The 21,048-nt window shown below is 72.0% G+C and carries 23 protein-coding genes; 17 read left to right on the plus strand and 6 right to left on the minus strand.

The annotated features are described in order from the left end of the window. Together EDM22_RS19710 and EDM22_RS17665 are read right to left on the minus strand one after the other, a co-directional pair. On the minus strand, positions 1 to 419 hold a 419-nt coding region (locus EDM22_RS19710; RefSeq protein ID WP_425455160.1), incomplete at its 3' end, for a hypothetical protein. 111 nt (positions 420 to 530) lie between these two features. After that, entirely contained in the window at positions 531 to 1,286 is a 756-nt protein-coding gene (locus tag EDM22_RS17665; protein ID WP_122938403.1) for an SDR family NAD(P)-dependent oxidoreductase, read from the minus strand. Between the two features lie 202 nt (positions 1,287 to 1,488). Between EDM22_RS17665 and rpsO the strand changes: the two genes are divergently transcribed. Further along, on the plus strand, positions 1,489 to 1,758 hold the full coding sequence (gene rpsO, locus EDM22_RS17670) for a 30S ribosomal protein S15 (protein ID WP_067946678.1): 270 nt from the start codon (positions 1,489 to 1,491) through the stop codon (positions 1,756 to 1,758). A 200-nt stretch (positions 1,759 to 1,958) separates the two neighbouring features. Here rpsO and EDM22_RS17675 read toward each other — a convergent pair whose 3' ends face one another. After that, entirely contained in the window at positions 1,959 to 2,507 is a 549-nt protein-coding gene (locus EDM22_RS17675; protein WP_170964198.1) for a CGNR zinc finger domain-containing protein, read from the minus strand. A 104-nt stretch (positions 2,508 to 2,611) separates the two neighbouring features. On the opposite strand from EDM22_RS17675, the gene EDM22_RS17680 reads away from it, so the two are divergent. Genes EDM22_RS17680 through EDM22_RS17695 form a run of 4 tightly spaced genes read left to right on the plus strand, consistent with a single transcriptional unit; the run spans position 2,612 to position 6,179 of the window. Next, positions 2,612 to 3,592, plus strand: a complete 981-nt coding sequence (locus tag EDM22_RS17680; RefSeq protein ID WP_122938404.1) for an EamA family transporter — start codon at positions 2,612 to 2,614, stop codon at positions 3,590 to 3,592. 10 nt (positions 3,593 to 3,602) lie between these two features. Beyond that, positions 3,603 to 4,490, plus strand: a complete 888-nt coding sequence (locus tag EDM22_RS17685; protein WP_122938405.1) for an LLM class flavin-dependent oxidoreductase — start codon at positions 3,603 to 3,605, stop codon at positions 4,488 to 4,490. A gap of 41 nt (positions 4,491 to 4,531) precedes the next feature. Beyond that, a complete protein-coding gene (locus EDM22_RS17690) occupies positions 4,532 to 5,173 on the plus strand; it encodes a hypothetical protein (RefSeq protein ID WP_138708132.1) in 642 nt (213 codons plus the stop codon). Positions 5,174 to 5,216: 43 nt separating this feature from the next. Next, positions 5,217 to 6,179: an alpha/beta fold hydrolase gene (locus EDM22_RS17695; RefSeq protein ID WP_376917949.1), complete on the plus strand. Its 963-nt coding sequence runs from the start codon at positions 5,217 to 5,219 to the stop codon at positions 6,177 to 6,179. Here the strand turns inward: EDM22_RS17695 and EDM22_RS17700 are convergent. After that, a complete protein-coding gene (locus tag EDM22_RS17700; protein WP_122938407.1) occupies positions 6,163 to 6,912 on the minus strand; it encodes a glycosyltransferase family 2 protein in 750 nt (249 codons plus the stop codon). The two genes, EDM22_RS17695 and EDM22_RS17700, sit on opposite strands and share 17 nt — an antisense overlap. A 297-nt stretch (positions 6,913 to 7,209) precedes the next feature. Between EDM22_RS17700 and EDM22_RS17705 the strand changes: the two genes are divergently transcribed. The 4 genes from EDM22_RS17705 (at position 7,210) to EDM22_RS17720 (ending at position 11,526) form a co-directional block, all read left to right on the plus strand. Beyond that, entirely contained in the window at positions 7,210 to 8,808 is a 1,599-nt protein-coding gene (locus EDM22_RS17705; RefSeq protein WP_122938422.1) for a M28 family metallopeptidase, read from the plus strand. A gap of 154 nt (positions 8,809 to 8,962) precedes the next feature. Then, positions 8,963 to 10,108, plus strand: coding sequence for an LLM class flavin-dependent oxidoreductase (locus EDM22_RS17710; protein ID WP_122938408.1), 1,146 nt, complete (start codon positions 8,963 to 8,965; stop codon positions 10,106 to 10,108). A 2-nt stretch (positions 10,109 to 10,110) separates the two neighbouring features. Further along, complete coding sequence (locus EDM22_RS17715) at positions 10,111 to 10,740, plus strand: FMN reductase (protein ID WP_122938409.1); 630 nt, start codon at positions 10,111 to 10,113, stop codon at positions 10,738 to 10,740. 300 nt (positions 10,741 to 11,040) lie between these two features. Further along, on the plus strand, positions 11,041 to 11,526 hold the full coding sequence (locus EDM22_RS17720) for a hypothetical protein (protein WP_170964199.1): 486 nt from the start codon (positions 11,041 to 11,043) through the stop codon (positions 11,524 to 11,526). A gap of 95 nt (positions 11,527 to 11,621) precedes the next feature. Here EDM22_RS17720 and EDM22_RS17725 read toward each other — a convergent pair whose 3' ends face one another. Both EDM22_RS17725 and EDM22_RS17730 read right to left on the minus strand, forming a co-directional pair. Then, positions 11,622 to 11,828 (minus strand): dodecin family protein, encoded by a 207-nt coding sequence (locus tag EDM22_RS17725; RefSeq protein WP_122938410.1) that lies wholly within the window; start codon positions 11,826 to 11,828, stop codon positions 11,622 to 11,624. A 102-nt stretch (positions 11,829 to 11,930) separates the two neighbouring features. Continuing rightward, a complete protein-coding gene (locus EDM22_RS17730; RefSeq protein ID WP_122938411.1) occupies positions 11,931 to 12,560 on the minus strand; it encodes an alpha/beta fold hydrolase in 630 nt (209 codons plus the stop codon). 115 nt (positions 12,561 to 12,675) lie between these two features. Here EDM22_RS17730 and EDM22_RS17735 point away from each other — a divergent pair, with 115 nt between their 5' ends. From EDM22_RS17735 to atzF, 8 genes are all read left to right on the plus strand, one after another. Next, positions 12,676 to 13,428 carry a GntR family transcriptional regulator gene (locus EDM22_RS17735; RefSeq protein WP_122938412.1) on the plus strand — a complete coding sequence of 251 codons (753 nt, stop codon included), beginning with the start codon at positions 12,676 to 12,678 and terminating at the stop codon, positions 13,426 to 13,428. Positions 13,429 to 13,447: 19 nt separating this feature from the next. Continuing rightward, positions 13,448 to 14,977 carry an ABC transporter ATP-binding protein gene (locus tag EDM22_RS17740; RefSeq protein ID WP_122938413.1) on the plus strand — a complete coding sequence of 510 codons (1,530 nt, stop codon included), beginning with the start codon at positions 13,448 to 13,450 and terminating at the stop codon, positions 14,975 to 14,977. Continuing rightward, a complete protein-coding gene (locus tag EDM22_RS17745; protein ID WP_122938414.1) occupies positions 14,974 to 16,050 on the plus strand; it encodes an ABC transporter permease in 1,077 nt (358 codons plus the stop codon). Before EDM22_RS17740 ends, EDM22_RS17745 begins: the two co-directional genes overlap by 4 nt. After that, positions 16,047 to 16,967: an ABC transporter permease gene (locus EDM22_RS17750; RefSeq protein WP_122938415.1), complete on the plus strand. Its 921-nt coding sequence runs from the start codon at positions 16,047 to 16,049 to the stop codon at positions 16,965 to 16,967. The genes EDM22_RS17745 and EDM22_RS17750 overlap by 4 nt, the downstream gene beginning before the upstream one ends. Before the next feature lie 140 nt (positions 16,968 to 17,107). Next, positions 17,108 to 18,262 (plus strand): BMP family ABC transporter substrate-binding protein, encoded by a 1,155-nt coding sequence (locus tag EDM22_RS17755; protein WP_122938416.1) that lies wholly within the window; start codon positions 17,108 to 17,110, stop codon positions 18,260 to 18,262. Positions 18,263 to 18,264: 2 nt separating this feature from the next. Continuing rightward, entirely contained in the window at positions 18,265 to 18,873 is a 609-nt protein-coding gene (locus EDM22_RS17760) for an isochorismatase family protein (RefSeq protein ID WP_122938417.1), read from the plus strand. Then, the gene (gene biuH / locus EDM22_RS17765; protein WP_122938418.1) at positions 18,870 to 19,589 is read left to right on the plus strand and encodes a biuret amidohydrolase; all 720 of its coding nucleotides are present in this window, start codon (positions 18,870 to 18,872) and stop codon (positions 19,587 to 19,589) included. The genes EDM22_RS17760 and biuH overlap by 4 nt, the downstream gene beginning before the upstream one ends. Positions 19,590 to 19,591: 2 nt before the next feature. Further along, on the plus strand, positions 19,592 to 21,048 hold a 1,457-nt coding region (gene atzF / locus EDM22_RS17770), incomplete at its 3' end, for an allophanate hydrolase (protein ID WP_122938419.1).

A 21,048-nucleotide genomic window follows, 5' to 3' on the forward strand; every position in this document is an offset into this window, starting at 1 on the left:
ACGAGCGCGAGCAGCGCGACGTGACGCCGCCGCAGCGGTCCACGGGCGGGCGAGCCGTCGAGCGGGCGCGCGCCGTGCCCGCGCCCGCCGCGCGGGCTGTCGTGGGCATTGTTCCCAGGACCGCCGAGCGGGACGGCGCCGTGCCCGGCCCCGCCGTGCGGGCCCTCGTGTGTGTTCGTCCCACCGGCCCTCGCCGGCTCGGTGCGCAGGGTCGGCGCAGGTGGTCCCGCGGCGCGGACGCGCCTCGCACCGCCGACGCCCGCGCTGAACCGGTCGAACTCCAGGAGGCGCCACTCGCTGTCGGTCATCAGGAGCACGCGCAGCGTGGCGGGGTCGACGTGCTCGGTGCGAGGGTCGTCGGCCCCGGCGCGCGAGAACACACGCGCCTCGAGCTCCGTTCGTTCCTGCTCGCTGGACATGCTCGACCGTCCGTCTTCGAGCATAGCAATGAGGATTCCTCACTACTATGCCGCGAACTGGGGGTTCGTCGAGGTGCGCGATCTGCGCGATCTGTCAGGCGCTTCCGGCGCTCAGATCGCCGACCAACCGCCGTCCGACGCGAGCACCACGCCCGTGACGTTCGCGGAGTCGTCGCTCGCGAGCCACGTGATCGCGGCGGCGAGCTGCTCGGGGGTGGCCACGCCGGGGATGACGACCTGCATGAGCGGTCCGAGCCGCCCCGCCGCCCATTCGGAGTTCCAGGGTGCCTCGATGTTCGTCGCGACGGCGCCGGGCGCCACCGCGTTCACGCGGATGCCCTTCGGCGCGTACATGAACGCCGTGTTCTTGGTGTAGCCGATCACGGCGTGCTTCGAGGTCGTGTAGGCGACGCCCGCGGCGGAGCCGCGCAGGCCCGCCTCGCTCGCGACGTTCACGATCGTGCCGCTGCCCGCCTCGATCATCTTCGGGAGCACAGCCCGGGTCAGGCGCATGATGGCGGTCACGTTGACGTTCATGACCCGCTCCCACGTCGCGTCGTCGACCTCGGCGGCGGGCAGGAACCCGTCCATGATCCCGGCGACGTTCGCGAGCACGTCGATACGGTCGCCCGCCTCGGCCGCGAGCTGCCGGGCCACGGCCTCGGTCGAGACGTCGCCGGCGACCGTGACGAGCGCCAGCTCGGGATGCTCCGCCGTCAGCTCGGCGAGCCGTTCCGCCGAGATGTCGCTCGCGACGACGCGTGCGCCCTCCTGCGCCAGCCGGACCGCTGTGGCGCGGCCGATGCCCGAGCCGGCTCCGGTGACGATCGCCGTGCGGCCCTCGAATCGTGCGGTGGTGGAAGTCATGTCTCGTTCGCTCCTCGACGTCGGTTCGCTGTCGATCCGAACGCTACGCAACCGTGCCCGGGGGCGTAGGGCCGAAGGTACTGCGCGAGCCGCGGCATCCGCTCTGGTAGAGTATCGAGGTTGCCGTCATGACGGCCGCGCACAAAGAGAGCCCCGGCAGAAGGCCGTGGGCAGCGCGCAACGAGAAGAAGGGATCCCATCTATGGCACTCGATGCAGACACCAAGAAGGCGATCATCGAAGAGTACGCGACCCACCCCGGTGACACTGGATCCCCTGAGGTCCAGATCGCGATCCTCACCAAGCGGATCAAGGACCTCACCGAGCACCTCAAGGAGCACAAGCACGACCACCACTCGCGTCGTGGCCTGCTGCTCCTCGTCGGTCAGCGTCGTCGTCTGCTCGGCTACCTCGCCGACGTCGACATCAACCGCTACCGCTCGCTCATCGAGCGTCTCGGGCTGCGCCGCTAAGCGTTCAGTTCCGCGCGGCTCTCGACGACACCGCGAACTTCTTGCGAAGGCCCCCGCCCTGCTGATGCAGGCGGGGGCCTTCGTCATGCGAGCGGATGCCGCGTGGTGGCGTTCGCGCGGATGTCGCGGGGCCGGCGGTTACTGCGGATGCCGCAGGGTCGCCCGGCGAGGGGATGCCGCGGGCCGGCCCTCGGCCCGGTTCAGTCGCCCGTGCGCGCCCGGTACGCCCGCACGGCCATGCGGTTGCCGCAGCGCGTGCTGCAGAAGCGGCGGGACGCGTTCTTCGACAGGTCGACGAAGACGCCGGTGCAGTCATCGGCCGCGCAGTGCGACAGGCGCCGGGTCTCGTCGGCGCGGATGACGTCGACGAGCGCCATCGCCGCCTCGACGAGGATGCGCTCGGCGAGCGGCGCGTCCTGCGAGGTCGCGTGGATGTGCCAGTCGACGTCGTCGTGCCGAACGAGCCGGGGGAGCGCGTTCGCCTCGGCGAGGATCGCGTTCACCTCGCCCACCATCGCGTCGCGGTCGAGGCTCCAGGCGGCGCGCAGCCGCTCGCGCACCTGGGCGACCTCGGCGAGCTCGCGGGCGTCGCCGTCGCGTCGCCCGGAGTACTTCCACTCGTCGAGCAGGGTCGCGAGCTGGACGGGCGTCGCGAGCTCGTCGTCGCCCGATTCGGAGGCGTCCGGCACGGTGTCGGCGAGCGCGGCCATGAAGCCGAGCGCCGCGACCGTGTCATCGGTGAAAATCATTTGACTCCTGACATCCGGCTCGGTACTGTCATGATCATAACCACGTTCGGGCATGACATGTGCACAGGCATGCACGCCGACGTGCGAATCGGGAGGAGACGCTCGTGCGAGGGTCACGCGGACTGGTCGGCATCGTCCTCGGCCTCGGCGCCGGGCTCGCCTTCGGAGCGGGCGGCGTCTTCGTCAAGCCGCTCCTCGAGAGCGGATGGTCGCCCGGTGCAGCCGTGCTCGCGCGCATCTCGATCGCGGCCGCGCTGCTCGCGATCCCCGGCCTGATCGCGCTGCGGTTCGACCTCCGGCCGCTCTGGCGCGCCCGCTGGACGGTGCTGCTCTACGGCCTCGTCGCGGTCGCGGGCGTGCAGTTCGCCTTCTATGCCTCGCTGGAGCGCATCCCGGTGTCGATGACCCTCCTCATCGAGTACCTCGCACCGATCGCGCTCGTGCTGTTCGCGTGGATGCGCACGCGACGGATGCCGCAGCTCATCGTGCTCGGCGGGTCGATCCTCGCGATCGGCGGGCTCGTGCTCGTGATCGGTCCCGGCGGCGGCGACCTCGACCCGCTCGGCCTCATCTTCGCCGCGATCGCCATGATCGGCGTGTGCGTCTACTACGCCATCGGCGAGAGCGCGGCCGAGCAGCTGCCGCCCGTCGCCCTCATCGCCGCCGGGTTCGTCGTCGGCGCGGTCGCGCTCGCCATCGCCGGCGCAGTGGGCGCGCTGCCCATGGAGGCCACGTTCACCGACGTCTCGTTCCTCGGCGGCACGGCGCCGTGGTGGGTGCTGCTGCTCACCGTCGGAGCGCTCTCGACGGCGTTCGCCTACCTGGCCGGCATCGCCGCGATCCGCATGCTCGGCGCCCGGCTCTCCTCCTTCCTCGGACTCTCCGAGGTGGTCTTCGCGGGGATCGTGGGCTGGATCCTGCTCGGCGAGGCGCTCGGCCCGCTGCAGATCCTCGGCGGGGTGCTGATCCTCGGCGGCATCGTGCTCGTGCGGCTCGAACGGCGGCCCGCCGACGCGGCATCCGTCGCCCTCGACATCGATCTCGTGCCGCTCGCGGTACCCGCCGACACCACCTCGCGCGCGTAGGCTGCACGCCATGCGCTTCGGAATCGTCATCCTGCCCCAGCACGACTGGCCCGAGGCCGGGCGCTTCTGGCGCGGCGCCGAGCAGCTCGGCTTCGACCACGCGTGGACCTACGACCACCTCTCGTGGCGGGGCCTCGCGGGGGAGCGCTGGCACGCGACCGTGCCCACGCTCGCCGCCGCCGCGATGGCGACCGAGCGCATCCGCCTCGGCACGTTCGTCGCGAGCCCGAACTTCCGCCATCCGGTGCCCTTCGCGAAGGACGTCGCGACGATCGACCAGATCTCAGGCGGCCGGTTCACCCTCGGCCTCGGCTCGGGCGGCACGGGCTTCGACGCCTCGGTGCTCGGGCAGGCCGAGCTCGCGCCGCGGGCGCGCTTCGACCGCTTCGCGGAGTTCGTCGAGGTGCTCGACCGGCTGCTGCGCTTCGAGCGCGGATCGGGCGAGGGCATCTCCTACGAGGGAAACGAGTTCACCGCGGTCGCGGCGCGCATGGTGGGCGAGCCCGCGCAGGAGCCCCGCATGCCCTTCCTCATGGCCGCGAACGGCCCACGCGCACTGCGCTTCGCGGCTCGGCTCGGCGAGGGCTGGGTCACCACGGGCCCGCAGGCCTATTCGGATGCCTCGTGGTGGGCCGGCGTCGCCGAGCTCGCCGCCCGCCTCGACGAGGCCTGCGCCGCCGAGGGGCGCGACCCCGCGACGATCGACCGGGTGCTCTCGCTCGACGACGAGACGCGCTTCTCGCTCTCGAGCGTCGGCGCGTTCGAGCACGCCGTGGGCCGTGCTGCCGAACTGGGGTTCACCGACGTCATCTCGCACTGGCCGCGCGAGCAGGGGATCTACGCGGGCTCGGAGGCGGTGCTCGAGGAGGTCGCGTCGAGACTCCCGTCGCTGCGCTGAGGCGGGCGCCGTGGCGCCGCCCGCCCCGGTAGCCTGACTGGGTGTCCGCACCCAGAACCGCGCCCGGTCCCCGGTCCGTGCCCGCGCCCCGATCCGTGCCCCTCGGTCGCTGGGAGCCGCTCCCATACCTCGTGCTCGTGCTGCTGCTCGTGGCCACGAGCTTCATCCGACCGAACAGCGCGCCGTGGGCCTACTGGCCGCTCGTCGCACTCATCGTCGCGGCCCTGGCCTGGCTCGTCGTGCTGACCCTCGGCGAGCGGCGCCAGCGCAACCCCGATCCGCTCGGCGACCTCACCTCGCTCGACGGACTCGAGCTCCTCGACGCCGAACCCGTGCCGGGCGAGGTGCGCGCCGTCGTGCCCGTGGCCGACGTCGAGCGGCACCAGTCCTCGATCGACCTGGCCCGCATCCACGGCGGCCCCGAGCAGCACGCGGTGCTCGTGCCGCGGGCTCGACGCTGGCTCTCCCGCCGCTACCGCGTCGGCGTGCAGCTGCTCGGCGATCCGAAGCCGCGGCACGCGGGCTTCCTCAAGCCCGACGCCGACGACCGCTGGCGCGACCGACTCGACGCGGCCCGCGAGCGCGGCGTGTTCGTGCGCGTCCCGGCACGCATCACCGGGGCCTCCCGCCCGCACGGCGTCGAGCTCGACCTGACCGGCCTCGACGCCGCACTCGCCGAGTAGCGGCACTGCCGGCGGCGCCGCACGGCGGCGGTATCGTGAGCACGTGGTGGCATTCCGAGGGCCTCTCGACAACTTCCGCAGGCGCGGCACGGCGGTCGCGTCGACCGATGCCGTCGACAGTGCACGTGCGCTCGACGCGGCGCTGCCCGACATCGACTGGACCGTCTTCCCGGCCGGTACCGTGCGCACGCACTTCGACGCGCCGAGCGGGCGCCTCGCGCACGTCGCCCTCGGCCCCGAATCGGGGCCGAGGGTCGTGCTCGTGCCGGGGGCGACCGGCTCGAAGGAGGACTTCGTGCTCGTCATGCCGCTGCTCGCGGCAGCCGGGTACCGTGTCGAGTCGTACGACCTCGCGGGACAGTACGAGTCCGCGGAGGCGGGTCCGTGGAACCTCACGCCGCCGCGTGCGCACTACGACGAGCGGCTCTTCCTCGACGACCTGTTCGCGGTGCTCGACGCGGGCGCCGGCAATGCCCACGTGCTCGGCTACAGCTTCGCGGGCACGATCGCCGAGCTCGCGCTCCTCGAGCGCCCCGACCGCTTCGCGAGCCTCACGCTCCTCAGCGCCCCGCCCGAGCACGGCCAGGCGTTCCGCGGAATCAAGCGTATCGGCCCGATCAGCGCCTTCACCTCGGCGCGACAGGGGGCTGCGCTCATGCTGTGGGGCATCCGGAACAACCTCAACCGCGTGCCACCGCTGCGGTTCGCATTCGTGCGCGAGCGCTTCCGGCTCACGCGACGGGAGAGCGTCGACGACATCATCGGGCTCATGATGCGTACGCCCGACCTGCGGGAGCGCCTCGCAGCGGCGCCGGTGCCGAAGCTCGTGGCCGTCGGCGAGCACGACCTCTGGCCGCGGGAACTGCACGAGCGGTTCGCGCGGGCGATCGGCGCACGGGTCGCCGTCTACCCGGCGGGGCACAGCCCGTGCGAGGAGTCGCCGCACCAGCTCGCCCGCGACATGCTCGCGCTGTTCGCCGAGTCGGGCGTCACACCCGCGTCGTAGCCGACGCGGCACCCCTGCGGCGTGCCGCACGCCGCTTGCCCGGGGGCCACGCGCGCCATTCGACCGCGAGCGTGTGCCCCGCCATGCGAAGCCGCCGGCCGAGCTGTGCGGGACTGTCGAACGGACGCGCCGAGACCCCGACCACGAGGGCGGGCTCGAACACGACCGTCATCCCCGGCTGCATCCACCACGACAGGTCGAGGTCGTCGTGCACGTCGGCGCGATCGCGGTGCACGATGTCGCGCAGGATGAGCCAGGCGTCGCGCCGCATTGCGTAGTTCGATCCGAAGATCGGCGGATGCCCCAACAGCGCGCCGATCCAGAAGAAGTACCCGCCGATGTACACGTGCCGGGCGATCCAGCGGATGAGGCGCCTGCCGCCGTAGAACACCCCGGTGCCGGTGATCGCCGTCGGGCGGTCGGCTTGCGACATCCGCCGCTCGACCTGCTCGAGCCAGTCGGGCGCGGGCACCGAGTCGGCGTCGAGGCGCGCCACGATGGTGCCGGATGCCGCGTCGAAGCCCGCGGCGGTGGCGGGCCAGATGCCGAGCTCCGTGAAGCTGATGAGCCGCACCCCGGCCGCACGGGCGACGTCGGCGGTGTCGTCGCTCGAGAGATCGTCGACCACGATGACCTCGTCGGCGGGACGCGTCTGCTTCGCGAGCGCATCGAGGCACACGACGAGGAAGTCCGCATCGTTCCTGCTGGGTATGACGACCGAGATGGTGTCCATCGCGGCGAGTCTAGCCATGCAGACCGGGTTCAGCGGCCCACGGCCGGCCCGCATCGGCCTTCCCGGCCTTCGCTCGCTCGCTCCGCCGCCGCCGCCGTCGCGGTCGCGGTCGGGCCCGTCGCGGAGCGGCGCGTCCGACGGGCCATTCGTGCAACGATCCCGCGCTGGGAATCCGTCGCGCGACGATCGCCGCCGGATTCGGCCCGGCCTGGCGGCCGAGGGTGTCGCCGGACGACCTCGCGCCCATAGGGTCGGAGGCAGAGGCGCCAGCGTCGGCGCCTCCGAGAAGGAGAGATGATGTATCGATCTGCACTGCTTTCCCGACGCGCCACGGTGGTGGTCACCGCGACATCCGCGGTCGCCGCACTGGCGCTCATCCCGGCCGGAGCGGCGCTGGCCGCGCCCAGCGCCACCGCGTGCGAGTCGCGCACCAACAACACCGTGTCGAGGCTGCTCGACTGCGTTGACGCCGATGGTGCAATGGAGCACCTCGAGGCGCTCCAGTCGATCGCCGACGACAACGGGGGCACGCGTGCGGCCGGCCTCCCCGGCTACGAGGCGAGCGTCGACTACGTCGTCGACACGCTCGACGCTGCGGGATGGAACGTGTCGATCGACGAGTTCCCCTACACGTACGTGGGGCCGTCGACGCTCACGCAGCTGACGCCGATCCAGGCGGAGTACCCGACCGGGCCGTTCACGGGCAGCGGCGACGGCGACGTGACCGCCGCCGTCACGCCGGTCGACGTGCAGCTCACCACCCCGAACGCCAACACGAGCGGCTGCGATGCGGCCGACTTCGCGGGCTTCCCGGCCGGCACGATCGCACTCATCCAGCGCGGAACGTGCACCTTCGGCGTGAAGGCGCTGAACGCAGAGGCGGCGGGCGCGGCGGGCGTCATCATCTTCAACGCGGGCGACGCCGACACCGCGGCTCGCATGGACCTGATCGTGGGAACCCTCGGCGGCAACGACATCGTCGACATCCCCGTGGTCGGCGCCAGCTACGCGCAGGGCCAGGCGCTCGCCCAGGCCGGGTCGACGGCGAACGTCTTCGTGCCCGCGCCCGAGTCGCGCCCCCAGAAGAACGTGATCGCGGAGCTGCCCGGCGTGAACGACGACAACGTCGTGATGGCGGGCGCGCACCTCGACTCCGTGCAGGCCGGCCCCGGCATCAACGACAACGGCAGCGGCTCCGCGTCGCTGCTCGAGATCGCGCAGCAGATGTCGAAGGTCAAGCCGCAGAACACGGTGCGCCTGGCATGGTGGGGTGCGGAGGAGAGCGGCCTCATCGGCTCCACGCAGTACGTCGCCGGCCTCACCCAGGAGGAGAAGGACCGCATCGCGCTGTACCTGAACTTCGACATGGTCGCCTCGCCCAACTACATCTTCATGGTGTACGACGGCAACGAGTCGGGCTTCGCGGCCCCGGTGGTCGTCCCCGACGGTTCTGCGGCCATCGAGACGCTCTTCGAGCGCTACTACACGAGCGTCGGCCAGCCCTACGACGACGCGGAGTTCAGCGGTCGCAGCGACTACCAGGCGTTCATCCTGAACGGCATCCCCGCCGGTGGCCTGTTCACCGGTGCCGAGGTCGTGAAGAGCGCCGAGCAGGAGGCGATCTGGGGCGGCACTGCCGGGCTGTCGTTCGACCCGTGCTACCACCAGGCGTGCGACACGATCGACAACGTCAACGAGGAGGCGCTCGACGTGAACATCGACGCGATCGCCCTCGCCGTGCTCGCCTACTCCTACTCGACGGAGACGGTCAACGGCGTCATGGGTGCCAATGTGCCGGGCGGCCTCATGCTCCCGGATCCCGCCGGCCCGCAGCAGAGCTGGAGTGCCGGCGGCGGCGGTCTCGACCACGACCACGAGCCGACCGACCTCGACTGATCGAGGGAAATCGACCAGCGGGGCCCGTCGCGTGCGACGGGCCCCGCGCCCGTGTCGTGTCGGTGGTCCGCTCGTCGGGAATAGTGCGACGGGGCCATCGGTTGGAGCCGGTGTATGCAAAAGCATGCAACAAGAACGAGCCCCGGAGGGCGACATGCAGTTCGGAATCTTCACCGTCAGCGACATCACGCAGGACCCGACCACGGGGCGCACGCCGACGGAGAACGAGCGGATCAAGGCGACGCTCACCATCGCGAAGCACGCGGAGGAGGTCGGGCTCGATGTCTTCGCGCTCGGCGAGCACCACAACCCGCCGTTCTGGTCCTCCTCGCCCACGACGACGCTCGCGTACCTCGCCGCGCAGACGACCACCCTGCAGCTCTCCACCGCCACGACCCTGATCACCACGAACGACCCGGTGAAGATCGCCGAGGACTTCGCGATGCTGCAGCACGTCGCCGACGGCCGCGTCGACCTCATGCTGGGCCGCGGCAACACCGGCCCGGTGTACCCGTGGTTCGGCAAGGACATCCGCCAGGGCATCAACCTCGCCATCGAGAACTACAACCTGCTGCACCGCCTGTGGCGTGAGGACTTCGTGGACTGGGAGGGCCAGTTCCGCACCCCGCTGCAGGGCTTCCAGTCGACCCCGCGCCCGCTCGACGACGTACCCCCGTTCGTGTGGCACGGCTCGATCCGCAGCCCGGAGATCGCCGAGCAGGCCGCCTACTACGGCGACGGCTTCTTCGCGAACCACATCTTCTGGCCGGCGTCGCACACGCAGCGCATGATCGCCCTCTACCGCCAGCGCTTCGAGCACTACGAGCACGGCAGCGCCGACCAGGCGATCGTGGGCCTCGGCGGGCAGGTGTTCATGCGCAAGAACTCGCAGGACGCCGTGCGCGAGTTCCGCCCGTACTTCGACAACGCGCCGGTGTACGGCCACGGCCCGAGCCTCGAGGAGTTCACCGCGCAGACCCCGCTCACCGTCGGCAGCCCGCAGGAGGTCATCGACCGCACCCTCGGGTTCCGCGACTACGTCGGCGACTACCAGCGCCAGCTGTTCCTCATGGACCACGCCGGACTCCCGCTCAAGACCGTGCTCGAGCAGCTGGACCTGCTCGGCGAGGAGGTCGTGCCGGTGCTCCGCCGCGAGTTCGCGAAGGACCGGCCCGCGTCGGTGCCCGACGCCCCGACGCACGCCTCGCTCGTGGCCGCCCGCAACGCGGCACGCGCCTCGGGCGAGTCCACCGCGCCGCGCGGCGCCGCATTCGGCACCGCCGCAGTGAAGGGAGCCTGACGATGACCACCCGCACCCTCGCCGTCGTCTCGGCGGGACTCAGCCAGCCGTCGTCGACGCGCATGCTCGCCGACAAGCTCACCGAGGCGACCGTGGCGAAGCTCGCGGAGCAGGGCATCGACGTGACCGTCGAGACCTTCGAGCTGCGCGACGTCGCGACCGACATCATGCACCACATGCTCACTGGGTTCCCGAGCCCGAAGCTCGAGGCGGTCATCGACGCGGTGACCGGCGCCGACGGCCTGATCGCCGTCACGCCGATCTTCACCACGAGCTACTCCGGCCTGTTCAAGTCGTTCTTCGACGTGATCGACGCCTCGGCCCTCGACGGCATGCCCGTGGTCATCGGCGCGACGGCGGGCACGCCGCGCCACTCGCTCGCGCTCGACTACGCGTTGCGGCCGATGTTCACCTACCTGCACGCCGTGGTGGCCCCGACGGGCGTCTTCGCCGCGACGGGCGACTGGGGCTCCTCTGCCGACTCGGTGAAGACGCTGCCCGCACGCATCGAGCGAGCCTCCGGCGAGCTCGCCGGGCTCGTCGCGGCGAGCGATCGCTCGGCGAACGTGACCGATCCGTTCGCCCTCGAGCGGCCGTTCGGCCACCTCATCGGCGGCCTCGCGGGGGAGTAGCGCGGCACGAGCACCACGGATGCCGCGGGCGCGGCGGAGGGCTTCGGCCCGAGACCCCGCGCCCGCGGCATCCGTGGTTCGCGGTGGCGCACCATGGGACGTCGACCGACCCATGCGCGAACATGAGAAATCCTCATTCTGGGGGTGTTCCCGAGTGGAGGGCGCGAGTAGCGTCGCCCTCAGGGCGTGGCCGACGCGAATGCCGGTGCCACATTCGATCCGGTTCGGGACGGGTCCGTGCGACACGGCGTGGTTGCGAGGCTGAGCCTCTCCATCACCACCAACCCGAAAGAAGTGATCATGAAGATCCGCAAGGCGCTCATCGCGCTCGTCGCCGCCGCTGGACTCGTCTTCGCCGGCGCCGGCCCTGCGCTCGCAGGAGGCAGCCCGCACTTCATCAAGAACGCCACGACCGCCTCCCTCTCGGGCACGTCGCTCGTCGTGCAGTTCAAGGAGACCGGCCTCGCCTCCGGGTCCGTCGAGACCATCGTGGCCACCGCCCATCTCGACGCGCTGTACCAGTGCGTCAACGGCGGCGGCAACGTGCCGTCCGACCCGAAGAAGACGAAGATCAGCTCGGATGTCTCGACGAGCGGCGTCTTCCCCGCCGACAAGAACGGGAACGTCAGCGGCTCCCTGACGCTGAGTGCGCCGGCTGCCTCGTCGGTGCTGTCCTGCCCGGGCGGGCAGACGGCGACCCTGGTGTCGGGAACCTGGTCGAACGCGTCGGTCACCGACACGACGAGCGGTGCGTACCTCGCCATCCGCGGAAGCTGGAGCTTCTGAGCACCACCCGCTGAACACGGAAAGCGGAGCGGGGAGGGCGATGCCCTCCCCGCTCCTCGTGCGCGTCGTGCGCGCTGGTGCGACGCTGCTCCCGATCAGTCGTCGAGCACGAAGGACACCTCGAGCGTGACCGACCACGCCGTGATCTTGCCCTCGCTCGCCTCGACCTTCTGCTCCTTGACCCACGCGCCGCTCACGTGGCGGAGCGTCTCGGACGCCCGGGCGACGCCGGCCGCGACGGCGTCCTCGAAGCTCGTCTCCGAGCGGACGGTGATGGTGGTGACACGTGCGACGGTTGCCATGGCGTTCCTCCTCGAACGGTGGATGCTTCGTACGGCTCCATGATCCGCCTCCGCCGCGCCGAGCGCGAGGGGTTGCGCCACGCGGTCCGAGAGGGTCGGATGCTACGAGGCCAGCCGCGTCCGGATGAGTGCGGCGAGCGCGGCGGGGTGCTCCTGCGGCAGGAAGTGGCGGCATCCGGGCAATACGGCCGTCTCGTAGCCCAGCCGCGCCGAGAGCGCCTCGGCCGCGGCGTGACGCGGAGCGGGCGAGTCGCCGCCCACGGTGGCGAGCACGGGACCCTGCCCCGGCCGCGCCGGCTCCGGCTCGAATGCCCGGAACATGGGCAACTCGCGCGCGACCGCGTCGGGATCGCGCGGCCCGAGCTCGGGTCGCCACAGCGGCCCGTAGAGCGTCGTCGCGAAGCGGGCCGTGCCCCCCTCCGCGAACGCCGCCGCCATCGGGGCGAGCAGTCCGGGGACCAGGCTGCCCACCGCGGGTTCGTGCGCGATGCCGCCCGCGAGCGCGACGGGCGAGGCGGCCAGCGCGAGGGTGAGCGTCGCGCCGCCGCTCACGCCCACGACGAACGCGCCCTCCGCGAGCGGGGCGAGCGCAGCGAGCTCGATCTCGAGATCGCCGCTGCAGGGCCGATCGACCGCGACCGCGTCGAGGTCGCCCAGGAGCGCGAGCACCGGCCGCCACACCGAGGCGGTCGTCGCGGCGCCGTGCACGAGCAGGATGCGGGGGAGGGCCATTCCCGCAGGCTACGGCGCGCGATCGCACATCGTGTTTCGGGATCCGCGGTTCCGGAAACACAGACGTTACGGGGGAGCCGCGGCGGACGAAACACGGCGCCGAGAGTATTTCGGCATGTATACAGCACCGAATCCATCGGAGAGTCCAGCGTCGGAGACGGCAACGTCGACGCGATCCGCGGCCGCCCGGCTGCGTCGCGAGCAGGCGTACACCGCCATCCGCCGCATGGTGCTCCTCGGTGAATTCCCGTTCGGCCAGCGCATGGCCGAGGAAGCACTCGCCGAGCAGCTGCACCTCTCACGCACCCCGGTGCGCGAGGCGTTCGCCCGCCTGCACGCCGATCGCCTGCTCAACCGCTACGCGGACGGCGGCTACTACGTGGCGGAGCCCGACCTGCTCGACCTCCGCGATCTCTACGAGCTGCGGCTCACCCTCGAGCTCCGCGGCATCACCCGCGCCGCCGAGTCGGGCGTCGAGCACGAGCGGTCGACGCTCGAGGCGCTGCACGCCCGCTGGGTCGCGATCAAGGCGGCGCCGCCGGCGCCCGACGGCTCGTTCATCGAGCTCGACGAGTCCTTCCACGTCACCCTCAACCGGGCCTGCGGCAACCTCGTGCTCACCGAGACGCTCGAGAACGTCAACGCCCGCATCCGGCCCGTGCGCATGCACGACTTCCTGAGCGCCGATCGCATCGAGCTCAGCATCGTCGAGCACCTCGAGATCGTCGAGGCCGTGCTCGAGCACGACCTGCCGCTCGCGGCCGAACGGCTGCGGAGCCACATCGGCATCTCCCTCGACGTCGTCGAGGAACGGGCCGCCCGCGCCATGACCCAGATGATGATCAACCGCAGTCGTCGCCGGCTGTGAGACACGCGAGGGAGTGAGGATGTCCATCGAAGCCCCGGTGGCCCCGACCACCCTGCCCATGCTGCAGGTCGACGGATTCAGCAAGCGGTTCGGCGAGGTGCAGGCGAACTCCGACGTGCGCTTCGACGTGCACGCGGGCGAGGTGCACGCGCTCGTCGGCGAGAACGGCGCCGGCAAGAGCACCCTGCTCAAGATGGTCTACGGCGTCTACGAGCCCGACGAGGGCCGCATGCTCATCGACGGCGAGCCCGTCGCGCTCGGCTCTCCCGCGGCGGCCCGAAGCCGCGGCGTCGGCATGGTGTTCCAGGACCTGCGGCTCGTGCCGGCGTTCACCGTCACCGAGAACATCGCGCTCGCCGCCAACCCCGGCCCGGTGCTGCGGCTCAAGGACCTCGCCGCCGAGATCGCCGAGGCGAGCGCCCGGCACGGCCTCGCGGTGCACCCGAACGCCCGGGTGCGACACCTCTCGATCGGCGAGCGCCAGCGGGTCGAGATCCTCAAGGTGCTCATGACGGGCGCCCGCCTCATCATCCTCGACGAGCCCACGAGCGTGCTCGCACCGCAGGAGGTCGACGCGCTCTTCGCCGTCGTGCGCCAGCTCACCGAGGCGGGCTTCGGCATCGTCATCGTCACGCACAAGCTCGGCGAGGTGCGCGCGATCGCCGATCGGGTGACCGTGCTGCGGGCCGGGCGCACCGTGCTCCACGGCGTCGACCCCGACGACTACGACGACGAGCAGCTCATCGAGGCCATGGTCGGCCGAGCGGTCCCGGCGCTCCCCGCGGAACGGGGCCCCGTGCCGCCGAGCGACGTGCCCGCGCTCGAGCTCACCGGCGTGAGCTCCCGCGGCGACCGGGGACACGAGGCGCTCACGGACATCAGCCTCCGCGTGCAGCCCGGCGAGCTCGTCGGCATCGCCGGCGTCGCCGGCAGCGGACAGCGCGAGCTGTGCGAGGTCGCGCTCGGCCTGCGCCCGACGACGTCGGGCGAGGTGCGGATCGGCGGAGCCTCCGTCGACAGCGCACGCGACGCGATCGGCGCCGGCGCCGCCTCGGTTCCCGAGGATCCCGTCGCCGACTCCGTCGTGCGCCGCCTGACGGTGCTCGAGCACATGGGCCTCGACGGCCGTCGCATCCCCGCCCGCGGGCTCGGGGTCGACTGGGCCGCCGTGCGAGCGCGCATGACGGACGCCGACGCACGCCTGGGCCTGCGCATCGCACCCGCCAAGCGGAGGCTCAGCGAGCTCTCGGGCGGCAACATCCAGCGCGTCATCCTCACCCGCGAGCTCGCGCTCGACTCGTCGCTCGTGGTGGCCGCGTACCCGTCCCGGGGGCTCGACGTCGCGAACGCCCGGCGCACGCAGGAGGTCCTCCTCGAGCGTCGCGCGGCCGGGTCGGGCGTGCTCATGGTCTCCGAGGACCTCGACGAGCTCATGGCGCTGGCCGACCGCATCGTCGTGATGCACGACGGACACGTCTCCGGCGAGGTCCTCGCCGCCGACTTCGATCGCCAGGCCATCGGCCGGCTCATGGTGGGAGGCACGTCATGACCACCCTGCTCGACCCGACGCCGTCGCTCGTCGAACCCGGCGAGCGCCCCGACCGCCGCGCTGCCGCGCTGCGCGCGACGGGCCGCTGGGCGGCCGCCATCGGCGGCGCCCTCGTGATCTTCAGCGCGCTGCTGCTGCTGCGCGGCGCGAACCCCCTCGAGGCGCTCGGCGACATGTGGGTGTCGACGTTCCTGCGGGGCCGCTCGCTCGCGGAGATCCTCAACGTGATGGCGCCGATCACGCTCGCGGCGCTCGCCGTGCTCGTGCCCGCCCGCGCCGGACTGACCAACGTGGGCGGCGAGGGCCAGCTCATGCTGGGCGCGATCGCGGCGGGCGGCACGGCCCTCGCGCTCGACCAGCAGCTGCCGGGACCGCTCGTGCTCGTGCTCGCGCTCGTCGCCGGCGGCGTCGCGGGCGCCGCGTGGGCCGGGGTCGCCGCGATCCTGCGCCTGCGCTTCCAGGTCGACGAGGCCGTGAGCACGCTCCTGCTCAACTTCATCGCGCTCGACCTGCTGCTGTTCCTCATCTACCAGCCCTGGCGCGAATCGGCGGCCGGCCAGCCCACCACCCGAGAACTGGCGGATGCCGCGAAGATGCCCGTGATCACGGGAACCGTCATCAACGTGGGCATCATCGTCGCGCTCGCCGCGACGGTCGTCGTGATCCTCGTGCTCGGTCGCACCCGCTGGGGATTCCGGCTCTCGGTCGTGGGCGGCAACGCCGAGGCGGCGCGCCGCGCCGGCATGAACGTCGCCGGCCTCGTGATCTCCGCGCTCATCGTCGGTGGTCTGCTCGCCGGCCTCGCCGGTGCGATCCAGTTCACGGGCATCGAATACAAGCTGCGGGCCGGGTTCGGCCTCCAGATCGGCTACCTCGGATTCCTCGCCAGCTGGCTCGCCCGGCACCGGCCGCTGCCCGTGCTGCTCGCGTCCTTCGTGCTCGCGGCCCTGGCCATCGCGGGCGACAGCCTGCAGCTCGACGCGCAGCTGCCCGCGGCATCCGTCAACATCCTCACCGCCCTCATCCTGGCGGCGGTGCTCGGCTGGACCACCGTGAAGGCGAGGAGAGCATGAGCCTCATCATCGACGTGCTCACCGGCGGCGTGCGTGGGGGGACCTCGATCCTCTACGCCGCCCTCGGCGAGACCGTGTCGCAGCGCTCCGGCGTCATCAACCTCGGCACCGAGGGAGGGATGCTGGGCGGCGCGCTCACGGCGTACATCATCGCCGCGGAGACCGGGAATCCCTGGCTCGGCGTGCTCGGCGGCGGGATCGTCGGCGCCGCCCTCGCGCTCGTGCACGCGCTGCTCGTGCTGTGGCGCGGGGCGAACCAGTTCGCGAGCGGCCTCATGGTGCTCTTCCTCGCGCTCGGGCTCACCTCGCTCTTCGGGGCGAGCTACGTCGGCCGCACGATCACCCCGTTCACGACGTGGGCGATCCCGGTGCTCTCCGACATCCCCGTCCTCGGGCCGGTGCTGTTCGACCAGGACCCGCTCGTCTACCTCAGCTACCTCGCGGTGCCCGCCGCGTGGTTCGTGCTCTTCCGCACGCGCGCCGGGCTCCTCCTGCGCACCGCGGGCGAGCGCTCCGACGCCCTCACCGTGCACGGCGCCGACGTGCGCGTCGTGCGCACCTGGGCGGTCGGGGCGGGCGGGTTCCTCGCCGGCGTCGGCGGCGCGCACCTCTCGATCGCGTACACCAACACGTGGTTCGAGAACATGGTCGCCGGGCGCGGCTTCATCGCCGTGGCGCTCGTCATCCTCGCGGCCTGGGGGCCCGTCAAGGTCATGGCTGGCGCCTACCTCTTCGGTGCCGCGCTCGCCCTCGGCCCGGCGCTCCAGGCCCGCGGCATCCCCGTGAACCAGTTCCTGCTGCACGTCATCCCGTTCGTGCTCACCCTCGTCGTCCTCGCCGCCCTGGGCAGGCGCAGCAGCAATGCGGCGCCGGCCGAGCTCCAACGGGTGTTCGAGAACGGCGCGCCCGCCACCTAGCGCGCGCACCACCACCCCCACCACCCCCACCCTCCCCATCCCGCACCACCCATCACATCCCGCACCGCACCCAACCCGATCGAGCGCGGGACGGGCGGCGCCCGCCGCCCGTCCCGACGCGCCCGTCGAAAGGAATCCCCATGGCACGCTTCACCATCCGAACCGGCGCGACCGCCCTCGCGGTCGCCGCCGTCGTCGGCCTCGCGGGCTGTTCATCGCCCGTCGCGGCCGAGAACGCCTCCTCGTCCGACGGCGCCCCGGGCACGGGCGGCACCGCGATCGGCTTCATCATGGTCGGCCCGCGCGACGACTACGGCTACAACCAAGCCGTGTACGAGGCGTCCCAGATCCTGGCCGACGAGCACCCCGACCTCGAGATCCTCACGGCCGAGAACGTCCCCGAGGACGACAGTGCCGTGACGACCATGGAGCAGATGATCGACCGTGGCGCGAAGATCATCTTCGCCACGAGCTACGGCCACCTCGACGCCGCACAGCAGGTGGCCGAGGATCACCCCGACGTCGTCGTGGTGCAGCAGGGCAACACGATCGCCGGCGACATCCTGCCGAACTCGGGCACCTACTTCGGCACCGTGTACGAGCCCATGTACCTCGCGGGCATCGCGGCGGGAGCCGCGACCGAGTCGGGCAAGCTCGGCTACGTCTACGCCTTCCCGATCCCGCAGACGATCGCGAACATCAACGCGTTCGAGCGCGGCGCGCAGACGGTCAACCCCGGCGTCGAGACGATCACCGTGAGCACCTCGAGCTGGTGCGACCCGGCCGCGCAACGCGAGGCGGCGAACAGCCTGCTCTCGCAGGGCGTCGACGTCATCACGCAGCACCAGGACTGCACCAAGACCGTCATCGACGCGACCGAGGCCGCCGGCGCGCACACCGTGGGCTACCACGCGGATGCCTCCGAGCTCGCCCCCGAGGGCTGGCTCACCGGCGCCGTCTGGGACTGGGCCCCGCTCTACAGCGACATCGTCGCGACGATCCTCGACGGGAAGTTCACGGGCAGCGAGTTCAACGCGAACTACCGCGTCGGCTACAAGACGGGCACCAACCCGTTCGTGCTCGCCGGTTATGGACCCTCCGTGAGCGCCGAGACGCAGGCCGCGATCGAAGACGCGCAGGCGTTCCTCGCGACCGACGCGGGCTCGCCGTTCGTGGGTCCCGTGCTCGACCAGGACGGCGCCGTGAAGGTCGCCGACGGCGTCACGCCGGACTACGCCGAGATCGATGCCATGGACTACTTCGTCCAGGGCGTGGTCGGCGACCTGGCGAACTGACCATGGGCGCGACCGTCGACACGATCGAGCACCCGACCCTCCCGGTGCACGTCGCGGCCACCACGCCGTACCCGTGGCCGTGGAACGGCGACCTCGATCCGGCGGGCACCGCGGTGCTCGTCGTCGGCCCCGAACTCGGGGGGCCCGAGGCATCCGCCACCCAGGCCGCGGCCATGTCGACGGTCGTCGCCGCCACGCGGAACGCCGGCGGCACCGTGATCCGCGTGATCACGGTGCCCCCGGCGCGGCTCGCCGCCCCCGCGGCGGTGCACCCGGGGGAGGCCTTCGCCGACGCGGACGTCGTGATCGACGCCGCGGGCCTCGACGGCTTCTTCGGCAGCAGCCTCGAGCCGATCCTGCGCTCGCGGCGCATCGAACGCCTGCTGCTCGTGGGCGTCGGCCTCGAGACGGCCGTGCACTCCACGATGCGCTCCGCCAACGACCGGGGCTTCGAATGCCTCCTCGTCGTCGACGCGTGCGTGCCCCTCGACCCGGACCTCGTCGCACCGTCGGTGTCGATGATCGAAATGTCCGGCGGGATCTTCGGCGCGGTGGGCACCTCCGCCGCCGTCGCCGAGGCGTTCCGCCGAACGGAAGGAAGGACATCATGACCGGCTCCATCCCCGAGTGGGGCTTCGGCCCCGTCGATGCGAACCCGTACGCCTGGCCGTACGACGGCGGCTTCCGCCCCGAGACCACGGCCCTCATCAACATCGACTGGCAGGTCGACTTCTGCGGCCACGGCGGCTACGTCGAGGCCATGGGCTACGACCTCTCGCTCACCCGGGCGGGCCTCCCGGCCACGCAGCGCGTGCTCGCCGCGGCCCGCGAGGCGGGGCTGCTCGTGATCCACACCCGTGAGGGCCACCGTCCCGACCTGTCCGACCTGCCGGCCAACAAGCTCTGGCGCTCGCGCCGCATCAACGCGGGCATCGGCGACTCGGGCCCCGCGGGACGCATCCTCACCCGCGGCGAGCCCGGCTGGGAGATCGTGCCCGAGGTCGCGCCGATCGAAGGCGAGATCATCATCGACAAGCCGGGCAAGGGCTCGTTCTACGCCACCGACCTCGACCTGATCCTGCGCAACCGCGGCATCACCCACATCGTGCTCACCGGCATCACGACCGACGTGTGCGTGCACACGACGATGCGCGACGCCAACGACCGCGGGTACGAGTGCCTCCTGCTCTCGGACTGCACCGGGGCGACCGACTACGGCAACTACGAGGCCGCGCTCAAGATGGTCACGATGCAGGGCGGGGTGTTCGGTGCGATCGCCGAGTCGTCGGCGTTCCTCTCGTCGCTCGAGGCGAAGGTTGCCGCCTGACGATGACGGATGCCGCGCACGACCCCGCCTGGACCGCAGTCCGCCACGACGACGAGCTGGGGTCCCTCGACATCGCCGCGCTCGAGCTGCGCTATCGCTCGGGCGAACTCGATCCGATGGAGGTCGTCGACGCCGTCTACGACCGCATCGAGGGCTACGGCGGGGAGGGGGTCTGGATCAGCCTGGTGGGTCGCGCCGAGGCGCGGCGCGCCGCCGCCGCCCTCGGGTCGCGACCCGACGGCCGGCCGCTGTGGGGCATCCCGTTCGCGGTGAAGGACAACCTCGACGTCGCCGGCATGCCGACGACGGCCGCGTGCCCCGCGTTCGCGCGCACTCCCGGCGCGACGGCGACCGCGGTGCGGCGGCTCCTCGACGCGGGCGCCCTGCTCATCGGCAAGACGAACCTCGACCAGTTCGCGACGGGGCTCAACGGGACTCGCTCGCCGTACGGCATCCCGTCGACCCCGTTCGACGCGCGCATGATCTCGGGCGGCTCGAGCTCGGGCAGCGGGGTGGCGGTCTCGGCCGGCCTCGTGAGCTTCGCGCTCGGCACCGACACGGCGGGTTCCGGCCGGGTGCCCGCCGCGTTCACGAACACCGTCGGAGTGAAGCCCAGCCGTGGCCTCGTGAGCTCGGCCGGGATGCTGCCGGCCTGCCGCAGCCTCGACTGCGTCTCGGTCGTCGCCCTCACCGTCGACGACGGCACCCGGGTGCTCGACGTCATGGCCGGCCACGACCCGAGCGATGCGTGGTCGCGCGCACTGCCGCCGACCGCCCGGCGCGCCGTGCCCGCCGATCCGGCGGGACTCACGTTCGCGGTTCCCGCTGAGCGCGACCTCGGGTTGAGCGAGGACTACCGCCCGGAGTGGGACCGCGCGCTCGCCCGGCTCGAGGCGGCGGGCGCGACCCTCGTGACCGTCGACCTCACGCCGTTCCTGCGCACGGGCGCCATGCTCTACGGCGGCCCGTGGCTCGCCGAGCGGTACGGCGCCCTCGAGGACTTCCTCGGCGAGCACCCCGACGACGTGCACCCCGCCGTGCGTGCCGCGGTGTCCGCAGGCCCCGACGTCACCGGCGTCGACGTGTTCCGCGGCACCCATCTCCTGCGCGTCCTGCGCCGCCAGGCCGAATCCACGCTCGCCGACGTGTCGGCGCTCCTCGTCCCCACGTCGCCGTACACGACGACGATCGAGGCGCTCCTCGCCGATCCGGTCGCCGCGAACGCCGCGCTCGGTCGCTTCACGACCTTCGCGAACCTGCTCGACCTCGCCGGCGTGGCCGTGCCGGTCGGCCTCACCGCGGCCGGGCTGCCGTTCGGCGTCACCGTGCTCGCCGATGCGGGGCGCGACGCGGCACTCGCGGCCATCGCCGCCTCGGTCGAGCAGCTCGCGGCCGTGCCGCTCGGTGCGACGGGCCACCCGCGCCCGGCCGCGCCCGCAGCCCCGGTCCCGCCGGCGTC

Origin of the sequence: Agromyces tardus (genome assembly GCF_003710805.1) — a bacterium.
In the GTDB taxonomy this organism is placed as follows: Bacteria; Actinomycetota; Actinomycetes; order Actinomycetales; family Microbacteriaceae; genus Agromyces; species Agromyces tardus.

What these genes read in the sequence shown, in the direction of transcription:
- EDM22_RS17665 (WP_122938403.1), bottom strand. Translation starts at nt 1,286, where the DNA reads ATGACTTCCACCACCGCACGATTCGAGGGCCGCACGGCGATCGTCACC.
- rpsO (WP_067946678.1), top strand. Translation starts at nt 1,489, where the DNA reads ATGGCACTCGATGCAGACACCAAGAAGGCGATCATCGAAGAGTACGCG.
- EDM22_RS17675 (WP_170964198.1), bottom strand. Translation starts at nt 2,507, where the DNA reads ATGATTTTCACCGATGACACGGTCGCGGCGCTCGGCTTCATGGCCGCG.
- EDM22_RS17685 (WP_122938405.1), top strand. Translation starts at nt 3,603, where the DNA reads ATGCGCTTCGGAATCGTCATCCTGCCCCAGCACGACTGGCCCGAGGCC.
- EDM22_RS17700 (WP_122938407.1), bottom strand. Translation starts at nt 6,912, where the DNA reads ATGGACACCATCTCGGTCGTCATACCCAGCAGGAACGATGCGGACTTC.
- EDM22_RS17705 (WP_122938422.1), top strand. Translation starts at nt 7,210, where the DNA reads ATGTATCGATCTGCACTGCTTTCCCGACGCGCCACGGTGGTGGTCACC.
- EDM22_RS17710 (WP_122938408.1), top strand. Translation starts at nt 8,963, where the DNA reads ATGCAGTTCGGAATCTTCACCGTCAGCGACATCACGCAGGACCCGACC.
- EDM22_RS17715 (WP_122938409.1), top strand. Translation starts at nt 10,111, where the DNA reads ATGACCACCCGCACCCTCGCCGTCGTCTCGGCGGGACTCAGCCAGCCG.
- EDM22_RS17720 (WP_170964199.1), top strand. Translation starts at nt 11,041, where the DNA reads ATGAAGATCCGCAAGGCGCTCATCGCGCTCGTCGCCGCCGCTGGACTC.
- EDM22_RS17725 (WP_122938410.1), bottom strand. Translation starts at nt 11,828, where the DNA reads ATGGCAACCGTCGCACGTGTCACCACCATCACCGTCCGCTCGGAGACG.
- EDM22_RS17730 (WP_122938411.1), bottom strand. Translation starts at nt 12,560, where the DNA reads ATGGCCCTCCCCCGCATCCTGCTCGTGCACGGCGCCGCGACGACCGCC.
- EDM22_RS17735 (WP_122938412.1), top strand. Translation starts at nt 12,676, where the DNA reads ATGTATACAGCACCGAATCCATCGGAGAGTCCAGCGTCGGAGACGGCA.
- EDM22_RS17740 (WP_122938413.1), top strand. Translation starts at nt 13,448, where the DNA reads ATGTCCATCGAAGCCCCGGTGGCCCCGACCACCCTGCCCATGCTGCAG.
- EDM22_RS17745 (WP_122938414.1), top strand. Translation starts at nt 14,974, where the DNA reads ATGACCACCCTGCTCGACCCGACGCCGTCGCTCGTCGAACCCGGCGAG.
- EDM22_RS17750 (WP_122938415.1), top strand. Translation starts at nt 16,047, where the DNA reads ATGAGCCTCATCATCGACGTGCTCACCGGCGGCGTGCGTGGGGGGACC.
- EDM22_RS17755 (WP_122938416.1), top strand. Translation starts at nt 17,108, where the DNA reads ATGGCACGCTTCACCATCCGAACCGGCGCGACCGCCCTCGCGGTCGCC.
- EDM22_RS17760 (WP_122938417.1), top strand. Translation starts at nt 18,265, where the DNA reads ATGGGCGCGACCGTCGACACGATCGAGCACCCGACCCTCCCGGTGCAC.
- biuH (WP_122938418.1), top strand. Translation starts at nt 18,870, where the DNA reads ATGACCGGCTCCATCCCCGAGTGGGGCTTCGGCCCCGTCGATGCGAAC.